Below are 18,311 nucleotides of genomic sequence, written 5' to 3' on the forward strand. Positions count from 1 at the left end.
CGGTCGGGGCATCCTGCTAATTCTAGTCAACGGAACGGAGACCACATGGAGCGGCTTGCAGGTAGGGTCATGCTCATGGGGGGCTTCTGGCGCGCTGTTCTGGCTATCGCTGCCGGTGCTTTCGGCGCTCTGGCACTTCCGCCGGTCGGCTTTTTTGCAGCCCTGTTTATCTCCTTCACCCTGCTTGTTTGGCTGATGGACGGTTCCGTCGGCTCTGCCAATGGTGGTGGTACCAGCCGCTGGTGGTCATCGGTGCGGATCGGCTGGCTGTTCGGTTTTGGTTATTTTGTTGCTGGCCTGTGGTGGCTTGGTAACGCGCTTCTGCTGGAAGCGGATGAATTTGCCTGGGCTCTGCCTTTGGCGATCCTGGGCCTGCCAGCCGTTCTGGCGCTGTTTTATGGTCTTGCGACAGGCCTTGCCCATATCTTCTGGTCAGAAGGTTTTGGGCGTATCGCCGCACTGGCTGCCGCCTTCGGCCTTGCCGAGTGGTTGAGAAGTTTTGTTGCCACCGGTTTTCCCTGGAACGCCATCGGTTACGGCGCCATGCCCATTCCGATCATGATGCAGTCCTCGCATGCCATCGGCCTTTTTGGGGTCAGCATGTTGGCGGTCTTCGTATTTTCCACACCCGCGTTGTTGGGTACGCGACGCGGAGCGGCGCAAGGAATTGCTATCGCCGTCCTGCTTGTCGCCGCGCATCTGGGGTATGGTGCATATCGCATTTACACCGCGCCTGCGCGAACAGAGGACGGCCTGACAGTTCGTATCGTCCAACCTGCCATCGACCAATCGCGCAAGCTTGAAAACACCGACAGGGCGGCAATTTTCGAAGAACACCTTAGCCTGACGGCAACGCCAGCTGCAGCCGGTAAAAAGCGGCCCGATATTATCATCTGGCCTGAAACTTCCGTACCGTTCATTCTGACCCAGAACCCGGATGCACTGGTCAGAATTGCCGATGTACTGGAAGACGGCCAGATTCTTTTGACTGGAGCGGTGCGGTTCGAAGAAGCTGCACCGGGAATGCCTCCACGCTTCTATAATTCGATCTACATGATTGATAGTCAGGGCCAGATTCTGGGAGCAGCCGACAAGGTGCATCTGGTGCCATTCGGCGAATATGTGCCGTTTGAGAATATCCTCACCCGATTTGGCATCGAGAATATCGTCAATCTTCCTGGCGGTTTCTCTGCAGCAGCAAATCGTAGTGTGCTGACGTTGCCGAGTGGCCAAAGCTTCTATCCGTTGATCTGCTACGAAGCCATTTTCCCGAATGAACTGGCCAGTGGATTGGCGGGCGCTTCCCTGCTTCTCAACATCACCAATGACGGCTGGTTTGGCCAGACACCAGGGCCGTCGCAGCACTTTTTGCAGGCCCGTTTACGGGCGGTCGAAAACGGCGTCAGCATGATTCGTGCTGCAAATAACGGTATTTCGGCTGTAATTGACCCAATGGGACAAATTGTCGCAGGGCTTGCGAGCGGTCAAAAAGGAATTTTTGACGCTACCCTGAGTAGTGCTGATCTTCAATCTGTACGTCTGGGTGTTCGCAAGGATCACTTTTGGTTGATCTTTGGAGTACTGCTTATAATAGCAATAGTTTCGCGCTTTGGTTTAGTTTTTAAGGAGAATTGACCAAAATTCCCTAAAAAGGCATAGTGATATTGCATATAGCTACAACGCAGATGGTATATGGTGGGGAACTTTGGGTCTACCGTTTCGTTGAAGATGTCGCTGGCAGCTTGTTCCATGCTTCGGATGACATGTTTTTGACGTGTTTAAGATGCGGAAAATGCTGCGGCAATGCGAAGTACCCGCAGTGACCAGCTAGGCTGGCCATTTTGCAATTACGCAACGTATCGATGTCAGGACATTGACTATGACCGAGAATAAAAAGAAGCCAAATCCCATCGACATTCATGTTGGTAGCCGGATCAGATTGCGCCGAACAATGCTTGGTATGAGCCAGGAAAAGTTGGGTGAAAGTCTCGGTATCACCTTTCAGCAGATTCAGAAGTACGAAAAAGGCACCAACCGCGTTGGCGCCAGCCGTCTTCAGAACATTGCTGGTATCCTCAATGTACCTGTTTCCTTTTTCTTCGAAGACGCGCCGGGCGATCAGCCAGGTTCGGCGACTGGCGCAGAAGCGTCCAGCTCGAACTACGTTGTTGATTTTCTGTCCTCCTCAGAAGGTCTGCAGCTCAACCGCGCTTTCGTGAAGATTTCTGATCCGAAGGTTCGTCGTCGTATCGTGGATCTGGTCAAGGCGCTCTCCGCTGAGGGCGAGGCCGAGTAAGCATCCGACAAACTGTGAATGGTTCATGATTGCCGCCGTGATTGAAAGATCGCGGTGGCTTTTTGCTTTTTACAGTTTGGTAGAGTTTCGCGGCAAAATTCGACAGAATTGCTGACATAAAGATATATTTATGTCGTTGTGTCCTTGTTTTTTTGACGTGAAATGACTAACACACGCAGAGGCCATTTCTTTGAGGGGAATCCCGTATGCGTGCCAACTACCTTTTCACCAGCGAGTCCGTGGCCGAAGGTCATCCGGATAAGGTGTGTGATCGTATTTCGGATGAAATCGTCGATCTCGTTTATCGTGAAGCTGTAAAGTGCAAAGTCGACCCTTGGGGCGTTCGTATCGCATGCGAAACCCTGGCCACGACAAATCGGGTGGTTATCGCTGGTGAAGTTCGCCTGCCGCCAAGCCTGATGAAGAAGGATAAAGCCGGTAAAGACGTTATCAATCCTGCCAAGTTCAAGGCCGCTGCACGCCGCGCTATCAAAGACATTGGTTACGAGCAGGATGGCTTTCACTGGAAGACCGCCAAGATTGACGTGCTGTTGCACTCGCAGTCCGCTGACATCGCACAGGGCGTGGACAATGCTGCCGACAAGCAGGGCGATGAAGGTGCTGGCGACCAAGGTATCATGTTCGGTTACGCCTGCCGCGAAACACCGGAACTGATGCCGGCTCCAATCTATTATTCGCATCTGATCCTGCAGTTGCTGGCGACAGCCCGTAAAAAGGGTGATGGCGACGCTGCAAAACTCGGCCCGGATGCCAAGAGCCAGGTTACAGTCCGGTACGTAGACGGCAAACCTGCCGAGGTTGCTTCGATCGTTCTGTCTACCCAGCACCTCGATGAAAGCTGGGACTCCAAGAAGGTACGTTCCGTTGTCGAACCTTACATTCGCGAAGCGCTCGGTACGCTGAAGATCGCTGACGATTGCCAGTGGTACATCAACCCGACCGGTAAATTTGTCATCGGTGGCCCGGATGGGGATGCAGGCCTGACCGGCCGCAAAATCATCGTGGACACCTACGGTGGTGCAGCACCTCACGGCGGCGGCGCATTCTCCGGCAAGGACACCACCAAGGTTGACCGCTCAGCTGCTTATGCGGCGCGCTACATCGCGAAGAACGTTGTTGCAGCTGGCCTCTCCGACAAGTGCACGATCCAGCTTTCCTATGCAATTGGCATTGCCCAGCCTCTGTCCGTTTATGTCGATCTGCATGGCACCGGCAAGGTCACGGAAGATCAGGTTGAGGCGGGTATCCGCAAGGTTATCGACCTGTCCCCAACTGGTATTCGTCGCCACCTTGACCTGAACAAGCCTATTTATGCTAAGACCGCGTCCTATGGACATTTCGGACGCAAGTCCGGACGTGACGGTTCGTTCTCCTGGGAGAAGCTTGATTTGGTCAAGCCGCTCAAGGAAGCATTGAAGGCTTAAAGCAAGGTATGACAGACGATAGCGAGCGGCGCGCACGCGCAACTGAGGCATTTTTCGGCAGACGCAAGGGTAAACCCCTGCGTGACCGGCAAAGCGATGATATCGCAACATTGTTGCCGGAGCTGAAAATAGACCTCAATGCTGCGCCGCCCGCATCGCTTGTTTCGCTGTACCCAAACGCAGTCGACCAGCTGCGGTTGGAAATCGGCTTTGGTGGCGGTGAGCATCTGGTTCACCGCGCGCAGGAAGAGCCAACGACCGGCTTCATCGGCGTTGAACCATTCGTAAACTCGATGGCAAAACTGCTCCGGCAGGTTGGCGACCGCGGCATTGAAAATATCCGCCTTTATGATGACGATGCCACGCAGCTTCTCGACTGGTTGCCAGAGGCCTCGATCGATCAGATTGATCTGCTGTATGCCGATCCATGGCCGAAGAAAAAGCACTGGAAACGTCGCTTTGTCTCTGCGGTTAATCTCAGCCGCTTCCATCGTGTGTTGAAGCCGGGCGGAACTTTCTGTTTCGCATCCGATATCGACACCTATGTGAACTGGACGCTGACCCACTGTCGCGACCATGGCGGCTTTGAATGGACCGCAAAGTCTGCTGAGGACTGGAAGACACCTTACGCCGGATGGCCGGGAACCCGGTATGAGGCAAAGGCTAAACGAGAGGGCCGAACATCCGCCTATCTGACGTTTATTCGCGTCTGAGGTATCTCGTTCAAAATGAATTCAATGAAAAAGCTGGGTTTTGACCCGGCCTTTTCATTTTAACCCTATGGGCGAGCAATTTGCCCTCAGACCTGCTGATCGACCTCGCTGGCCAGCGGGATAGACGGCTGGGCTCCATGTTTGGTGCAAGCCAGCGATCCGGCTGCGGCTGCACGCGTCAGCGCCGTCGCAAAATCCAGACCTTTGTCGAGGCTGGCTGCCAGATAACCGCAGAATGTATCGCCGGCCCCCACCGTATCAACCGGCTCGATCTTCAGACCGGCAGCCTTGTGCAACTGGCCATCCCGCATGGCGATAACGCCATCAGCACCCAGCGTTATGATGATGGTTTGGCCGGTACGAGCATGCATATCCTGCATGGCCTGTTGGCGCTCTTCGCCAGAAATGCCCTGCTTGCCAATTAGCAGTTCAAACTCGGTTTCATTGGCGATGATGATGTCGGCCAATGCAGAAATGCGAGCAGCGTCCTGCGTCAATGGTGCCGTATTGATGATGCTGGTGACGCCCTTTTGTTTGGCGCCAGCCAAGGCAGCTTCAATGGCCTCGACGGGAATTTCAAATTGCAGCATCAGGATATCGCCGGACGTCATGCCGTCGAGCGCGTTGCTCGCATCGTCAGGCGTGATCGTACCGTTTGCCGCAGGAATGACGGCAATCATGTTCTCTCCGCCTTCGCCCACCAGAATGACAGCTGTGCCGGTCGCGCCCGGCGATGTCTTGACGGTGGTAAGGTCAACGCCGGCGTCACTGAGAAGCTCCAGTGCAGAGCCTGCAAAGGTGTCATCGCCTGCAGCGCCGGCCATGCGGACATTTGCTCCGGCCCGTCTGGCTGCCAGCGCCTGATTGGCACCCTTGCCGCCTGCTGCCGTTGCAAAGGTTTGCCCGGTTACGGTTTCACCCGGTTTGGGCAGGCGTTGTGCAGTGGCAACGAGGTCCATGTTGATGGAGCCGAATACAGTAATCATGATATGTCCAATTGATGTTCAATGGCGCCGACTTTGCCCGACAGGGTCACTCGTCGTCAACCACCCGGAACTTGAGGCTGCCTATTCGGCTCTCCAATGATTGTGGAGAAGGCGCTTGAGGCTGCTCCGGTGTATCGCCGCCAAAATCGAGAGCCTCGATCTTGTTGCCGCGCTTCGTCAGCTTGTCTGCGGAGGTCATGATCTGGTCCACATCCTTCTGTGCAGCCAGAAAATGCCCTTGCAGTTTGCGGGTACGATCGTCCAGCCGGTTCAGATCATCCATCAAAAGCGCGACCTCGCCTTGAATGAGATGTGCCTGCTCGCGCATGCGCTGGTCTTTCAGCACGGACTGGATAACCTGTACCGACAGCATCAGCAGCGATGGTGAAACGATAACAACCCGCATGCGGTGTGCTTTTTGCACAATGGCTTCGAAATGCTGGTGAATATCGGCAAAAATCGATTCCGATGGCACGAACAGAAACGCCGTATCCTGTGTTTCACCTGCCAGCAGGTATTTTTCCGCGATATCGCGGATATGCACTTCCATGTCACGCCGGAATTGCTGGGCCGCAAGCTTGCGCACTTCAGGCGAAGTTTCCTCGCGCATGGAATTCCAGGCTTCCAGCGGAAACTTGGCATCGATGACCAGCGGTGGTGCATTGTTCGGCATTCGCACCGTACAGTCGGGGCGAGAACCATTCGACAGTGTCGGCTGCAACGCATAGGCATTGGAAGGCATGGCGTCGGCAATGATCGTTTCCATGCGCGCCTGTCCAAAAGCGCCACGCGTCTGCTTGTTGGATAGAATGGCTTGGAGGCCAACAACGTCGCGCGCCAGGGTCTGGATATTGCTTTGCGCGGCATCGATCACTGCAAGCCGTTCTTGAAGCTTGCTGAGATTGTCGTGTGTCGATTTTGTCTGTTCGGTCAGCGTGGCACCAAGTCGTTGCGACATGCCGTCGAGCCGCTGATTAAGGTGTTGGCTCATTTCAGACTGCTTGTTGGAAAGTGTTTCCGTCAGTGCCGAGATACGCCCATGCAACTCCGCCTGAGTGCGCAACAGCGTACTCACTTCGCCGCGGGCATCGTCGTTGCGCCTTGAAAACCGCATTGATACGAACAACGGCAACGCAATGGAAAGCAGCAGCAAACAAATGATGATTGCGCCTGCCGAAACCTGCATGCCGCCAATGGTCAAGATCGTAATGCCGAGTGCGGGAAAATCGATGCTCATGGCCGAACCTACCCGGATTCAGTTTGATTCGGAAGATCAAAACGAGAACACGCGCCACTGTCTGCTTATGTCTGATATAAAAAAGTTCTAAATTTAGCAAATTCGAAAGGAATATTGGTGTAACCAAGGGTTAACCATGTTTCCGGACGGGTTTAGCCGGGATCGTGGCCTTATCGGGGTTAAGGGGACCGTGCATGACAAACAACGACAGCAAACAGGTGCTCGCCAAGCGGCTCGATTTTATTGGTTTGGACACTGAGGCGCGCAAGAGGCTGAAAGATCTTGATCCAGTGATTGCGGGTAATGTCGGATCTGCGCTGGATACGTTCTACACCAAGGTGCGGTCGACGCCCGAGACGGCTGCATTTTTCCGCAACGAAAATCACATTCAGGGTGCGAAAAAACGTCAGGTCGAGCATTGGGGTGTTGTCGGTGCCGCAGCCTACGATGAAAAATACGTTGAAGGCGTGCAGGCGGTTGGCCAGGCGCATGCCCGTATCGGTCTCGAACCCCGCTGGTACATGGGTGGTTACGCTCTGCTGATGGAACAACTGATCCATGCGGTTGTCAGAGAGCGTTGGCCATCCCGATTTGGCAAACGCAAGTCCAAGGGACTGGCGGAAGACGTTTCGGCAATCGTCAAGGCTTCGGTGCTGGATATGGACTATTCCATTTCCATCTACCTCGAAATTCTTGACGCACAGCGCAAGCAACTCGAAGAAGAGCGCCAGCGCAATCTGCGCGAACAGCAACAGGCGCTTGCGTCACTCACCAATCTTTTGTCTGCTCTTTCCAAGGGCGATCTGGAGACGCGTCTGACAGAAAAATTGCCTGATAATTTCGAAAAGATCGGCAATGACTATAATGTCTCGGTTGAAACCTTGAATGACACCATCGCGGCGGTGCGCCACACGGCAGAAGAAATTCTGAATGTCGCCACCAGTATTGCCAATGCGACGGAAAATCTTTCGCAGCGTACCGAGCAACAGGCGGCGGGCCTAGAAGAAAGCACCGCTGCACTGCACGAACTGACCCAAAGCGTGGCAGTCACGGCAAATGGTGCACAGCAGGCTGCCTCAGCCGTCGGCGCAGCTCTGAGTGATGCACAAACCTCCGGCGAGGTGGTCACCAGCGCCGTCAAGGCGATGGGAGATATCGCCCATTCATCCAGCGAAATCTCTAAAATCATCGGTGTGATCGACGAGATTGCGTTCCAGACAAACCTGCTTGCGCTGAATGCCGGGGTTGAAGCCGCTCGGGCCGGTGAGGCGGGGCGCGGATTTGCTGTGGTGGCGCAGGAGGTGCGTGAACTGGCGCAACGCTGTGCCAACGCCGCGAGAGAAATCAAAGCCCTGATCTCCCAGAGCACCAGTCAGGTGCAGTCAGGCGTCGGCCTGGTCAACAATGCCGGTGATGCCCTGCGCATGATCACCGACAGGATTGGCGACATTGATCGCATCGTATCCCAAATTGCAACGGCTGCGGAGGATCAGTCAGGCGGCTTACGCGAAGTGAACTCCGCCATCGGCGCCATGGACACCATCACCCAGCAAAATGCTGCAATGGTTGAGCAGACCTCGGCCGAAACCGTCACGCTTCGTCACCAGGTCGAGCAGCTTGTCGGTGCACTCAACAAGTTCAAAACGAGAGACACACATCGCCAGTCCAATGCGGGTTGGGAAACCGCGCGCCGGGCGGGCTGAGCTTATCGGCTGACTGCTTAGTGCATGATTTATCGTGGTGAGACGATGATGTGTTTTTTCATTTCCTCTGGCAATCAGATGGGTTATGGGAAGCCATGACCATCAAACCACTTATCATTCTTCCAGATCCCTTGCTGAGACAGGTTTCAACACCAGTCGAACAGGTTGATTCACAAATCATCCAGCTTGCCGATGACATGCTGGAAACCATGTATGATGCGCCCGGTATTGGCCTTGCTGCCATCCAGATCGGCGTCGCTCGCCGTATGCTGGTGATCGACGTGTCCCGTGAGGATGAAGAAAAAGCGCCGATTGTTTTCATCAATCCGGAAATCGTCAAAACCACGGATGAACTGTCGACCTATGAAGAAGGCTGCCTTTCCATTCCCGATTATTATGCGGAAGTGGAGCGCCCTGCCGGATTGACGGTCAATTACGTCGACCGCACTGGTAAGCAGCAGACCCTTGAAGCCGATGGTCTGCTCGCAACCTGCCTGCAGCATGAAATCGACCATTTGAACGGCGTGTTGTTCATCGACCACATTTCGCGCCTGAAGCGCGATATGGTCATCAAGAAATTCACCAAGATCGCCAAGGCGAAAGCCTGATCCTGCCTGTGCCGGTCATTAAACCGGCAAGGTTTTCTCCGGGCCGCAAAACTCAGGGAGGCGTCCGTGTCTCTTCGCATCATCTTTATGGGAACACCGGAATTTTCGGTGGCAACCTTGCGGGCTCTCGTGGAGGCTGGCCATCAGGTGGTGGCCGTTTACAGCCAGCCACCGCGTCCCGGTGGGCGGCGTGGTCTGGACCTTCAAAAATCCCCTGTGCATCAGGCCGCTGAATTGCTCGGCATTCCGGTGTTCACTCCCGTCAATTTTAAGGCCGAGGAAGACCGGCAACAATTCCGCTCGTTCGATGCGGATGTTGCTGTGGTGGTTGCCTATGGACTGTTGTTGCCGGAAGCCATTCTGACCGGAACCCGGCTTGGTTGCTACAATGGCCATGCCTCACTTCTTCCGCGCTGGCGTGGCGCTGCACCTATTCAGCGTGCCATCATGGCTGGTGACAAGGAAACAGGCATGATGGTCATGAAAATGGACAAGGGGCTGGATACCGGCCCTGTTGCCTTGACCGTCAAGGTGCCGATCGGCGAAAACATGACGGCCGGACAGCTGCATGACGCGTTGATGTTTGCCGGTGCACGCGCGATGGCGCAGGCTATGAACAAGCTGGAGGCCGACGACTTGCCGCTACAAGAGCAGGCACAGGATGGCGTTCTCTACGCATCCAAGATCGACAAGGCTGAGGCGCGTATCGTTTTTGCACGGCCGGCCCGTGATGTGCATAACCACATCCGCGGCTTGGCGCCCTTCCCAGGTGCCTGGTTTGAAACCGAAATTTCCGGCAAGCTGGAACGCGTAAAGGTTCTTGAAACAACACTTGAAAACGGCAATGGTGTTGCCGGCACCGTGCTGGACAATCAGTTGCTGGTTGCCTGTGCAGAGGGGGCAATCCGTCTTCAGCGTCTGCAGAAGGCCGGAGGCAAACCGCTTGCCGCAGCCGATTTCCTGCGCGGAACGGCGTTGCCTGAAGGCACGAGGCTGATCTGATGCCACGTTACCGTATGACCGTTGAATATGACGGCACCGCCTTTGTCGGTTGGCAAAGGCAGCAAAACGATCGTTCCGTTCAGTCTGCCATTGAAGACGCTATTTCGTCTTTAACGGGCGAAACCGTGTCGATCCGTGGCTCTGGCCGTACCGATTCTGGCGTCCATGCCATGGGACAGGTCATTCATGCGGATCTGTCGCGGGAGTGGGAGCCCTATAAGCTCAGAAATGCCTTGAACGCCCATATTGCCATGGCTGGCGACATGGTCGCCATATTGGATGTCATGTCGGTAACCGAAGATTTTGACGCGCGTTTTTCTGCGGTTCGTCGGCATTATCTGTACCGCATCATATCGCGCAAATCGCGGCTTGCGCTGGAGCATAAACGCGCCTGGTGGGTGTCGAAGGATCTCGACCATGACGCCATGCATGCGGCGGCCCAGACACTGGTCGGTCGACATGACTTTACGACATTCCGGTCTGCACACTGTCAGGCCAACAGCCCGGTGCGCACACTTGACCGGCTGGATGTGACGCGGAACGGTAACATCATCGAAATTCGCGCCTCGGCGCAGAGCTTTCTGCACAACCAGATACGGTCTTTCGCCGGGACCCTAAAGCTGGCAGGTGAAGGCACCATGACCCCGCAGGATGTACGCGCAGCCCTTGAGGCGCGAGACAGAAAAGCCTGTGGGCCCGTGGCGCCGCCCGAAGGGCTGTATTTCATGCAGGTGGATTATCCTGATGTTATTCTACCACGAAAAGAGCGTGCGGAAATAACCAGTGACGCCGACGATCTATCATAATCCGCCTTGTGGCGCATCGCGCGACACGGTTATCCGGGGTAGACACCCAGAAAGCGCTGCAGCACTTCCGATAGCAACATGCCGGGAATAAGCAGGGTCATGACAGCTGTCGAGACCAATAGCGGCTGTTTACCGAGGATGAGGCTAAGGATGCGCGAAAACGTCCAGACGAGCGTCAACAGCAGCGCAAACCACAACAGCGCTACAAAGCCCTGCATGCCCGGCACAGCCACGGCAATCAGCACCAGTGCGGCAGAAGCATAGGCAAAGGGCAGGTTCAGCCAGTTGACGACGGTGACCACGGCGGGAAACTTGCCGCGCACATCGGACATCAACATCAAGCCGCCTATCAAAACCAGTGGCACCACCCAGCAGATAGCTTCAACCAGTGCCAGTCTGAGGTAATAGGAAGGGCCGGACATGCTCTCCAGAACCTGCTCGACCTTGAAGGCCCGCTGCCACCAGAACCAGGACAGCAAAAGTGCGGGCAGGCTCCAGATCGCCGAAAAGAACGAACGCATCATGCCGCGATCCGTAAGGTCGAGATAACTCTGACCTTTCGGGTCGCCACAGAACATCAGCCAGAGGCCATGCATGTAAGAGCGCACTTCGCTAATCGGCGGCATTGGCAAACCAGCGTTCGATAAAGGTTTCGTAGATATGGGTCAGCGTTTCCAGATCGGCAACAGCCACCCGCTCGTCGACCATATGCATGGTCTGACCGACCAGACCGAATTCCACCACAGGGCAATAATCCTTGATGAAACGGGCATCCGACGTGCCACCGGTCGTGGAAAGTTTTGGCTCGTTGCCAGTCACTCCGGCAACTGCACCGGAAAGCGACGATATCAGTGCGTTGTTACGGGTCAGGAAGACGTGGCTTGGACGATCCGCCCAGACGATATCGTATTTGGCGGGTGTTCTGTCCGGGCGCAGCGCGCCATCGGCCGCTGCGGCATCCAGACGACGTACGATTTCAGCCTTCACGCTGTCGGCGGTCCACGTATCGTTGAAACGAATGTTGAACGACGCGGTCGCCTTGGCCGGAATGACGTTGGTCGCCGGGTTGCCGGTGTCGATTGTGGTGACTTCCAGATTGGACGGCTGGAAATTTTCCGTGCCGTGGTCGAATGGTGGGTCCATCAGGGCATGCGTCAACTGCAAAAGACCGCGAAGCGGATTGTCGGCCAGATGCGGGTAGGCAGCGTGACCCTGAACACCATGTACGGTGACACGGCCGGACAGCGATCCGCGACGACCGATCTTGATCATGTCGCCGAGCCTGTCAGGATTGGTTGGTTCACCCACCAGGCAGGCATCCCAGGTTTCACCCTTGGCCGCCGCCCATTCCAGAAGTTTGGAGGTGCCGTTGATGGACGGACCTTCCTCGTCACCGGTGATCAGGAAAGAGACGGAACCCTTCGGAGCGCCGTTCTTTTCGATGTAACGGGCAATCGCCGCCGCAAAGCAGGCAATGCCGCCCTTCATGTCCACCGCACCGCGTCCATACATTTCACCACCGGCAATTTCGGCGGAAAAAGGCGGGTGGCTCCACGCAGCTTCATCGCCAACCGGCACAACGTCGGTATGACCCGCAAACATCAGGTGCGGGCCATCGGTGCCAATGCGGGCGTAAAGGTTTTCCACGTCCGGCGTTCCCGCCTCCGTCGCTGTCATGCGCTCCACTTTGAAACCAAGTGGTGTCAGCAAGTTGTCGAGCAATGATAGCGCGCCGCCTTCTGCCGGTGTCACGGACGGGCAACGGATAAGGGCGGCGAGATTGGAAACGGGATCGGTCACGGACATGTCTTGCACTTTCACTCAGTCACGCAGCAGTTCATTGATGCCGGTCTTGGAACGGGTCTTTTCATCGACGCGCTTCACGATCACAGCGCAGTACAGGCTTGGGCCCGGCTCACCGTTCGGGAATGGCTTGCCCGGCATCGTGCCGGAGACCACGACCGAGTATGGCGGAATTTCACCATAGGTGATTTCGCCGGTGGCGCGGTCAACGATGCGAGTGGACTTGCCGATGTAAACGCCCATGCCAAGCACGGCGCCTTCACGTACGATACAGCCTTCAACCACTTCGGAACGTGCGCCGATAAAGCAATTGTCCTCGATGATGGTCGGGCCGGCCTGCAGCGGCTCGAGAACACCACCGATACCAACGCCGCCGGACAGGTGAACATTCTTGCCGATCTGCGCGCAGGAGCCGACGGTTGCCCATGTGTCGACCATGGTGCCTTCATCGACATAAGCGCCGAGGTTGACGAAGGATGGCATCAGCACGACATTCTTGGCCACATAGGCAGAGTGGCGCACGACAGCGTTGGGAACAGCGCGGAAACCGGCTTCACGAAACTGGCTTTCGCCCCAGTTTTCGAACTTCGATGGTACCTTGTCCCACCAGACGGACGCACCCGGACCACCCTTGATGATGCCCATGTCATTGAGGCGGAAAGACAAAAGCACGGCCTTCTTCAGCCACTGGTTAACTTTCCAAGAACCGTCAGCCTGCTTTTCAGCAACACGCGCTTTGCCACCATCCAGAAGATTGAGGGAGGTTTCGACCGCATCACGAATTTCACCGCGTGTCGAAATCGTAACGGTGTCGCGATTGTCGAATGCGGTTTCAATGATGCGCTCAAGCGAAGCGAGATCGGTGCTGCTCATGAGAATTCCTTAAACTTCGTTGACTATCGTTGCAGACGGGAGAGCCCGGGCAATGTTCGGAAATGCTCTACAGCATTGGTCCGGGAATCGGAATGAATTTTTGATCTGTCGGGCAGATGGCTTCAAAAAAACGGAATGGACTTTACCATGTGTGGTGACATGCAGGGTGATCGCTGATTTGAGAATGGCGTCAACGCTGTTGGCGTGAGTGAAGGAAAGGCAATGCAATGGCAAAAATAAAGAACGGCAAGCTGCATCGGAAGGACGGTGTTTGGGATCCTTTGAAAAGCAGTTCGACGGATCGCGATCAGGCGGAAGTCATTCCGAAAACCGCACAATCGGCGTCACCGTCCTACCGCCTTGCCTTTGTCGACACGGATTTCCTGTGCAGTGAAGAATTGCGTCCGGTCCGCCTGCAGCTTGAGCTTCTCAAGACAGAAATGGTGCTGACCGAGCGCGGCATCAAATCCACCGTTGTGATGTTTGGCGGTGCCCGAATTCCGGCCCCTGGCATGCCCGCCTGGGCTGCCAAGAATGATGTCCAGAAGACCAATCTTGAAGCGGCGTCTGTCTACTACGACGAAGCCCGTAAATTTGCTCGCCTGTGCGCCGAAGAGGCCGCAAAATACGATCACCGTGAATATGTCGTGGTCACAGGCGGCGGTCCGGGCGTCATGGAAGCCGGCAATCGTGGCGCTTCGGAAGTTGGCGCACCATCGATTGGTCTGAACATTCTGTTGCCGCATGAGCAGGCACCCAATGAATATGTCACACCGGATTTGAGCTTCAACTTCCACTATTTCGCCATCCGCAAGATGCACTTTCTGATGCGCGCCAAGGCCGTGGTTATTTTCCCCGGCGGTTTCGGCACGCTGGATGAACTGTTTGAATGCGTGACTTTGATCCAGACCAAGCGCATGGCCCGTATTCCGGTTGTGCTGTTTGGCGAGAAGTTCTGGCACTCGATCATCAACTTCCAGGGTCTGGCCGATTTCGGCACCATTGCTCCGGAAGATATGGAATTGCTGCATTTTGCCGAAACGGCAGAACAGGCATGGGATATCGTAGCGTCGTTTTATGAGCCGGATACAGTTTAACTTTTGCCAATTACTTGATGAGTGAAAGTACAACCCAAGGATAAACGGTCTCCATCTAGGGATGTGGACCGTTTATTTTTTTGAGCTTCGGACTCTATTTATAATAATTTTAGGAAACATCGAATAAATTGCAATTGTCGAGATTAATGCGACCCGTCTGCACTGAACAGACCCTCCATGATGGAGACATCCCCCTATTCGTTACCCATTGTGCCGGTTTGCCAAAACTCGCGCGTTTTATTTGAGGCAATGATGTTCAATATCAAGATCAGGTCGCTTTCGACCAAGCTGATTCTTGCGACAGGCGGTGCCATTGCAACGGTTCTCGTTGCATCCAATTCATTTCTTATCCTTCAGACCAGCGAACGTGTGCACGCGCTGACGATGGAGCAGGCCAACACGGAAGCGCGCGCGATCGCCAACACCATCTCCGCAGATGTCGGGGAAATGGCAAGTGCGGCGCGTTCCATGGCCGGGGTTATCGGACGTGCCCATGAGGGCAAGTCGATGGACCGCCCCGGTATCGTCAACATCCTCAAAGCCAATGTTGAACAGAATGCATTTGCTTTCGGCAGCTGGTTCTGCGAGCAGATCGGCCTGTTTGATGGCCAGACAACGGAACTGGCGGGCAAGACCGAACTTGGCATGAACGCCAATGGTGCATTTGCGCCTTACTGGTCGAAAACCCAGACCAGCGAAATTCAGTTCTCGACCTTCAACAATGACTACGCCGCCGAATGGTATTCGTTGGCGGCAAAAACCGGCAAAGGTGCCATTACCCAGCCGTATCTGGCAGAAGGAACCCAGGTTCCGACAACCATGACCTCACTTGCCTATCCGGTTTTGTCCGGCGGCAAGATGATTGGTGTGGCGGGCGTCGATATCTCGCTGGCATCGCTCTCGACCAAGCTGCAGGCCATCCATCCATTCGGAACTGGTCGCGTGACTCTGGTATCGCAGGGCGGACAATGGTTGGTGCCGCCCTCTGCTGATCTCAATATGAAGGCCTATGCCGATAATGGCGCAGATACCGTCAAGGCTGCGATTTCCAATAGCACTGGCGGGCTGATCGAAAATCTTGGCATGGATACCGACACGCCGTTCAACCGGCTGGTCTATCCATTTGCCGTTCCGGGCCTCAATGCCACGTGGGTCGTGCTTGTCGATATTCCGCATAGCGCACTCAATGCGCCGGTCAATGAGCAGACCTTCCTGATGGTGATCGGCGCGCTGGTTATTCTGGCGGCGGTTATCACGACGCTTTATTTCGCCGTGCGCTTCTTCGTGCGCAATCCGCTTGCAGCCCTGGTAAAGGATGTAAAGACGCTGGAAAATGGCCACTACGACCACACGGTGTCCGGCCAGCAAAGACTGGATGAGACCGGTGAGGTGGCTAAAGCGTTGGAAGGTTTCCGTGTCAAACTGGCAGATTCCTTGCGCATCCAGCAGGATGCAGATCATCAGCGCAGCGCCGCCGAGGTTGAGCGCAATCGCTCTGAAGCCGAGCGCAATGAAAACGGCCGCATCCAGATGCATATCGTTTCAGCGCTTGGCTGGGGTTTGAATGAACTTTCAATGGGCAATCTCGCCTTCCGTATTACGGATGACTTCCCAGGCGAATACGCAAAGCTCAAGACCGATTTCAATTCCGCTCTGACCAGCCTTGAAGACACGATGATGACTGTCAACGCAACCGTGTTCAGCATCGGCAACGGTACCGGTGAAATCACCCGTGCTGCCAGCGACCTGTCACACCGTACGGAACAGCAGGCGGCAAGCCTTGAAGAAACGGCCGCAGCACTGAACGAGCTGACTGCTCAGGTCAACTCCAGTGCCGAAAATGCCCAACGTGCGGCTGAGACCGTCAATCACGCCTGTGATGATGCTGGAAAGTCCGGTGACGTCGTCAAGCAGGCCGTCAATTCCATGAACGGCATTGCCCAGTCCTCGCAGGAAATTTCCCGGATTATCGGCGTTATCGATGAGATTGCGTTCCAGACCAATCTGCTGGCGCTGAATGCCGGTGTTGAAGCGGCGCGTGCCGGTGATGCCGGCAAGGGTTTTGCGGTTGTTGCGCAGGAAGTGCGTGAATTGGCGCAGCGTTCCGCAACCGCGGCCAAGGAAATCAAGGCACTCATCAACACCTCGTCCACGCAGGTGCATGAGGGTGTTGATCTCGTCGGTCGTGCTGGCGAAACAATGGACCGTATTGCCGTGCAGGTTATGGAGATTAACGGATTGATCCGACAGATTTCGGCTTCTGCCAGCGAGCAGGCCGTCGGTCTGAAGGAGATCAACTCTGCGGTCAACCAGATGGATCAGGTGACCCAGCAGAACGCTGCGATGGTCGAAGAAACGACCGCTGCCAGCGTGACGTTGAATGGCGAAGCCGACACGCTGAAAACGCTGGTGGCGAGGTTTGCGGTGTCCGGTACTGCCGGCCATCCATTGCACTCTGTCGCCAGCACCATGCGCTCTGCTGCCGCGCCTGCACCGTCACATCAGGTGAAAAGAGCGCCAGCGCGTCCCGCGCCGCGCGTGTCGGGTGCCAATGCGCTGGCGGAAGCAGATTGGACTGAGTTCTGAGCCAAGCCTGACCAGACAAGCCAAGGTTTGCCAAACAAAAAAGCCACCGGCGCAATCCGGTGGCTTTTTCATGGGTGTATTGGTGATTTCAGCACCGCATTAGAGGCGGGCGAAGCGCTCGGTCAGAAGCGCAAAGAAACCGTCTGCATCAACGCCACCCATCACACGGGCATTGCGCTTGCGATCAGTCACGTGCCACCAATCAACGACTGTTGCGCCAATGGTCAGTTCCGAGCTGACTTCGATCTCGACATTGCAATCACGACCGGTGAACAGTTCCGGCTTGATTAGATAGGCGATAACCGAAGGATCGTGCAGTGGGCCGCCGTCCGAGCCATATTTCTCGACATCGAAACGTTCGAAAAATTCCAGCATGCCAACCATGGCCAGCGCCGGGCGTGTGCCGATGTCACGAATTTTCGCGACGCGTTCCTTTGTTGTCAGCAACTTGTGTGTCACATCAAGTGGCATCATGACGATCGGAATACCGGAACGGAACACGATGTCGGCCGCCTGTGGGTCGACATAGATGTTGAATTCTGCAGCTGGCGTGATGTTGCCGCCTTCAAAATAGCCGCCGCCCATCATCACCAGTTCCTTGACGCGCGGAGCGATCTCAGGTGCCTTGTTGAGGGCCGTGGCAATGTTGGTCAGGGCGCCCAGTGTGCACAATGTGACTGTGCCAGCCGGTTCGCGCAGCAGCGTCTCGATGATGAAATCAACGGCATGCTGGTCCTGCACCGCCATGGTCGGTTCATCGAAGTCAGCGCCATCGAGGCCCGTACTGCCGTGGACGTGTTCGGCGGTAATCGGTTCACGCACCAGCGGGCGCTCTGCGCCTTCGTAAACCGGAACGTCGGTACGATTGCACAATTCGCAGATAATGCGGACATTACGGCTGGTCAGACGCAATGGCACGTTGCCGGCAACGGCTGTCAGGCCCAGAACTTCAAGCTCCGGGCTCGCCAGTGCCAGCATGATGGCAGCTGCATCGTCTTGGCCGGGATCTGTGTCGATAATGATTTTTCTGCGTTCGGTCATGGTGCGCCTGCAATTGAGTGAGGTGGTTCTTTTCGACCGTTCCGAAGTGGATTGTCAAGTTGGCTGGACAGAAGCCGCGGATGTGTCCACCACACGGCCTTGCAGGGCAGGCTTT

At 55.6% G+C, this 18,311-nt stretch carries 16 protein-coding genes; 10 read left to right on the forward strand and 6 right to left on the reverse strand.

Annotation, left to right across the window (positions count from 1 at the left end):
• Positions 1 to 45: 45 nt before the first annotated feature.
• The 4 genes from lnt to trmB all read left to right on the forward strand — a co-directional run bounded on the left by lnt (position 46) and on the right by trmB (position 4,454).
• Positions 46 to 1,635, forward strand: coding sequence for an apolipoprotein N-acyltransferase (gene lnt, locus HGO37_RS10675; RefSeq protein ID WP_250983317.1), 1,590 nt, complete (start codon positions 46 to 48; stop codon positions 1,633 to 1,635).
• A 244-nt stretch (positions 1,636 to 1,879) separates the two neighbouring features.
• Positions 1,880 to 2,296: a helix-turn-helix domain-containing protein gene (locus HGO37_RS10680; RefSeq protein ID WP_192486661.1), complete on the forward strand. Its 417-nt coding sequence runs from the start codon at positions 1,880 to 1,882 to the stop codon at positions 2,294 to 2,296.
• Between the two features lie 206 nt (positions 2,297 to 2,502).
• Entirely contained in the window at positions 2,503 to 3,741 is a 1,239-nt protein-coding gene (gene metK / locus HGO37_RS10685) for a methionine adenosyltransferase (protein WP_250983318.1), read from the forward strand.
• An 8-nt stretch (positions 3,742 to 3,749) separates the two neighbouring features.
• Entirely contained in the window at positions 3,750 to 4,454 is a 705-nt protein-coding gene (gene trmB / locus HGO37_RS10690) for a tRNA (guanosine(46)-N7)-methyltransferase TrmB (protein ID WP_250983319.1), read from the forward strand.
• Positions 4,455 to 4,540: 86 nt separating this feature from the next.
• Here the strand turns inward: trmB and HGO37_RS10695 are convergent, their stop codons facing one another.
• Both HGO37_RS10695 and HGO37_RS10700 read right to left on the reverse strand, forming a co-directional pair.
• Positions 4,541 to 5,440: a ribokinase gene (locus HGO37_RS10695; RefSeq protein ID WP_250983320.1), complete on the reverse strand. Its 900-nt coding sequence runs from the start codon at positions 5,438 to 5,440 to the stop codon at positions 4,541 to 4,543.
• A 46-nt stretch (positions 5,441 to 5,486) separates the two neighbouring features.
• Positions 5,487 to 6,677 (reverse strand): DNA recombination protein RmuC, encoded by a 1,191-nt coding sequence (locus HGO37_RS10700; RefSeq protein WP_250983321.1) that lies wholly within the window; start codon positions 6,675 to 6,677, stop codon positions 5,487 to 5,489.
• A 194-nt stretch (positions 6,678 to 6,871) separates the two neighbouring features.
• On the opposite strand from HGO37_RS10700, the gene HGO37_RS10705 reads away from it, so the two are divergent.
• From HGO37_RS10705 to truA, 4 genes are all read left to right on the forward strand, one after another.
• Positions 6,872 to 8,380: a globin-coupled sensor protein gene (locus HGO37_RS10705; protein WP_250983322.1), complete on the forward strand. Its 1,509-nt coding sequence runs from the start codon at positions 6,872 to 6,874 to the stop codon at positions 8,378 to 8,380.
• A gap of 95 nt (positions 8,381 to 8,475) precedes the next feature.
• Complete coding sequence (def, locus tag HGO37_RS10710; protein WP_250983323.1) at positions 8,476 to 8,988, forward strand: peptide deformylase; 513 nt, start codon at positions 8,476 to 8,478, stop codon at positions 8,986 to 8,988.
• Between the two features lie 66 nt (positions 8,989 to 9,054).
• On the forward strand, positions 9,055 to 9,990 hold the full coding sequence (gene fmt, locus HGO37_RS10715; protein WP_250983324.1) for a methionyl-tRNA formyltransferase: 936 nt from the start codon (positions 9,055 to 9,057) through the stop codon (positions 9,988 to 9,990).
• Complete coding sequence (gene truA, locus HGO37_RS10720) at positions 9,990 to 10,796, forward strand: tRNA pseudouridine(38-40) synthase TruA (RefSeq protein ID WP_250983325.1); 807 nt, start codon at positions 9,990 to 9,992, stop codon at positions 10,794 to 10,796. Before fmt ends, truA begins: the two co-directional genes overlap by 1 nt.
• Before the next feature lie 29 nt (positions 10,797 to 10,825).
• Here the strand turns inward: truA and HGO37_RS10725 are convergent, their stop codons facing one another.
• The 3 genes from HGO37_RS10725 to dapD are packed head-to-tail and all read right to left on the reverse strand — an operon-like array spanning position 10,826 to position 13,472.
• Positions 10,826 to 11,422 (reverse strand): hypothetical protein, encoded by a 597-nt coding sequence (locus HGO37_RS10725; RefSeq protein ID WP_250983326.1) that lies wholly within the window; start codon positions 11,420 to 11,422, stop codon positions 10,826 to 10,828.
• Positions 11,409 to 12,602, reverse strand: coding sequence for a succinyl-diaminopimelate desuccinylase (gene dapE / locus HGO37_RS10730; protein ID WP_250983327.1), 1,194 nt, complete (start codon positions 12,600 to 12,602; stop codon positions 11,409 to 11,411). The genes HGO37_RS10725 and dapE overlap by 14 nt, the downstream gene beginning before the upstream one ends.
• A gap of 15 nt (positions 12,603 to 12,617) precedes the next feature.
• Complete coding sequence (dapD, locus tag HGO37_RS10735) at positions 12,618 to 13,472, reverse strand: 2,3,4,5-tetrahydropyridine-2,6-dicarboxylate N-succinyltransferase (RefSeq protein WP_192486672.1); 855 nt, start codon at positions 13,470 to 13,472, stop codon at positions 12,618 to 12,620.
• Positions 13,473 to 13,699: 227 nt separating this feature from the next.
• Between dapD and HGO37_RS10740 the strand changes: the two genes are divergently transcribed.
• Together HGO37_RS10740 and HGO37_RS10745 are read left to right on the forward strand one after the other, a co-directional pair.
• The gene (locus tag HGO37_RS10740; protein WP_250983328.1) at positions 13,700 to 14,569 is read left to right on the forward strand and encodes an LOG family protein; all 870 of its coding nucleotides are present in this window, start codon (positions 13,700 to 13,702) and stop codon (positions 14,567 to 14,569) included.
• Positions 14,570 to 14,821: 252 nt separating this feature from the next.
• A complete protein-coding gene (locus tag HGO37_RS10745; protein ID WP_250983686.1) occupies positions 14,822 to 17,155 on the forward strand; it encodes a methyl-accepting chemotaxis protein in 2,334 nt (777 codons plus the stop codon).
• A gap of 99 nt (positions 17,156 to 17,254) precedes the next feature.
• Here HGO37_RS10745 and HGO37_RS10750 read toward each other — a convergent pair whose 3' ends face one another.
• Positions 17,255 to 18,196, reverse strand: a complete 942-nt coding sequence (locus HGO37_RS10750; RefSeq protein WP_250983329.1) for a nucleoside hydrolase — start codon at positions 18,194 to 18,196, stop codon at positions 17,255 to 17,257.
• Between the last annotated feature and the right edge of the window lie 115 nt (positions 18,197 to 18,311).

Origin of the sequence: Rhizobium sp. CG4 (assembly GCF_023701965.1) — a bacterium.
In the GTDB taxonomy this organism is placed as follows: Bacteria; Pseudomonadota; Alphaproteobacteria; order Rhizobiales; family Rhizobiaceae; genus Agrobacterium.

Coding starts and splice junctions, on each gene's coding strand:
- lnt (WP_250983317.1), top strand. CDS start 46: ATGGAGCGGCTTGCAGGTAGGGTCATGCTCATGGGGGGCTTCTGGCGC.
- HGO37_RS10680 (WP_192486661.1), top strand. CDS start 1,880: ATGACCGAGAATAAAAAGAAGCCAAATCCCATCGACATTCATGTTGGT.
- metK (WP_250983318.1), top strand. CDS start 2,503: ATGCGTGCCAACTACCTTTTCACCAGCGAGTCCGTGGCCGAAGGTCAT.
- trmB (WP_250983319.1), top strand. CDS start 3,750: ATGACAGACGATAGCGAGCGGCGCGCACGCGCAACTGAGGCATTTTTC.
- HGO37_RS10695 (WP_250983320.1), bottom strand. CDS start 5,440: ATGATTACTGTATTCGGCTCCATCAACATGGACCTCGTTGCCACTGCA.
- HGO37_RS10700 (WP_250983321.1), bottom strand. CDS start 6,677: ATGAGCATCGATTTTCCCGCACTCGGCATTACGATCTTGACCATTGGC.
- HGO37_RS10705 (WP_250983322.1), top strand. CDS start 6,872: ATGACAAACAACGACAGCAAACAGGTGCTCGCCAAGCGGCTCGATTTT.
- def (WP_250983323.1), top strand. CDS start 8,476: ATGACCATCAAACCACTTATCATTCTTCCAGATCCCTTGCTGAGACAG.
- truA (WP_250983325.1), top strand. CDS start 9,990: ATGCCACGTTACCGTATGACCGTTGAATATGACGGCACCGCCTTTGTC.
- HGO37_RS10725 (WP_250983326.1), bottom strand. CDS start 11,422: ATGCCGCCGATTAGCGAAGTGCGCTCTTACATGCATGGCCTCTGGCTG.
- dapE (WP_250983327.1), bottom strand. CDS start 12,602: ATGTCCGTGACCGATCCCGTTTCCAATCTCGCCGCCCTTATCCGTTGC.
- dapD (WP_192486672.1), bottom strand. CDS start 13,472: ATGAGCAGCACCGATCTCGCTTCGCTTGAGCGCATCATTGAAACCGCA.
- HGO37_RS10740 (WP_250983328.1), top strand. CDS start 13,700: ATGGCAAAAATAAAGAACGGCAAGCTGCATCGGAAGGACGGTGTTTGG.
- HGO37_RS10745 (WP_250983686.1), top strand. CDS start 14,822: ATGTTCAATATCAAGATCAGGTCGCTTTCGACCAAGCTGATTCTTGCG.
- HGO37_RS10750 (WP_250983329.1), bottom strand. CDS start 18,196: ATGACCGAACGCAGAAAAATCATTATCGACACAGATCCCGGCCAAGAC.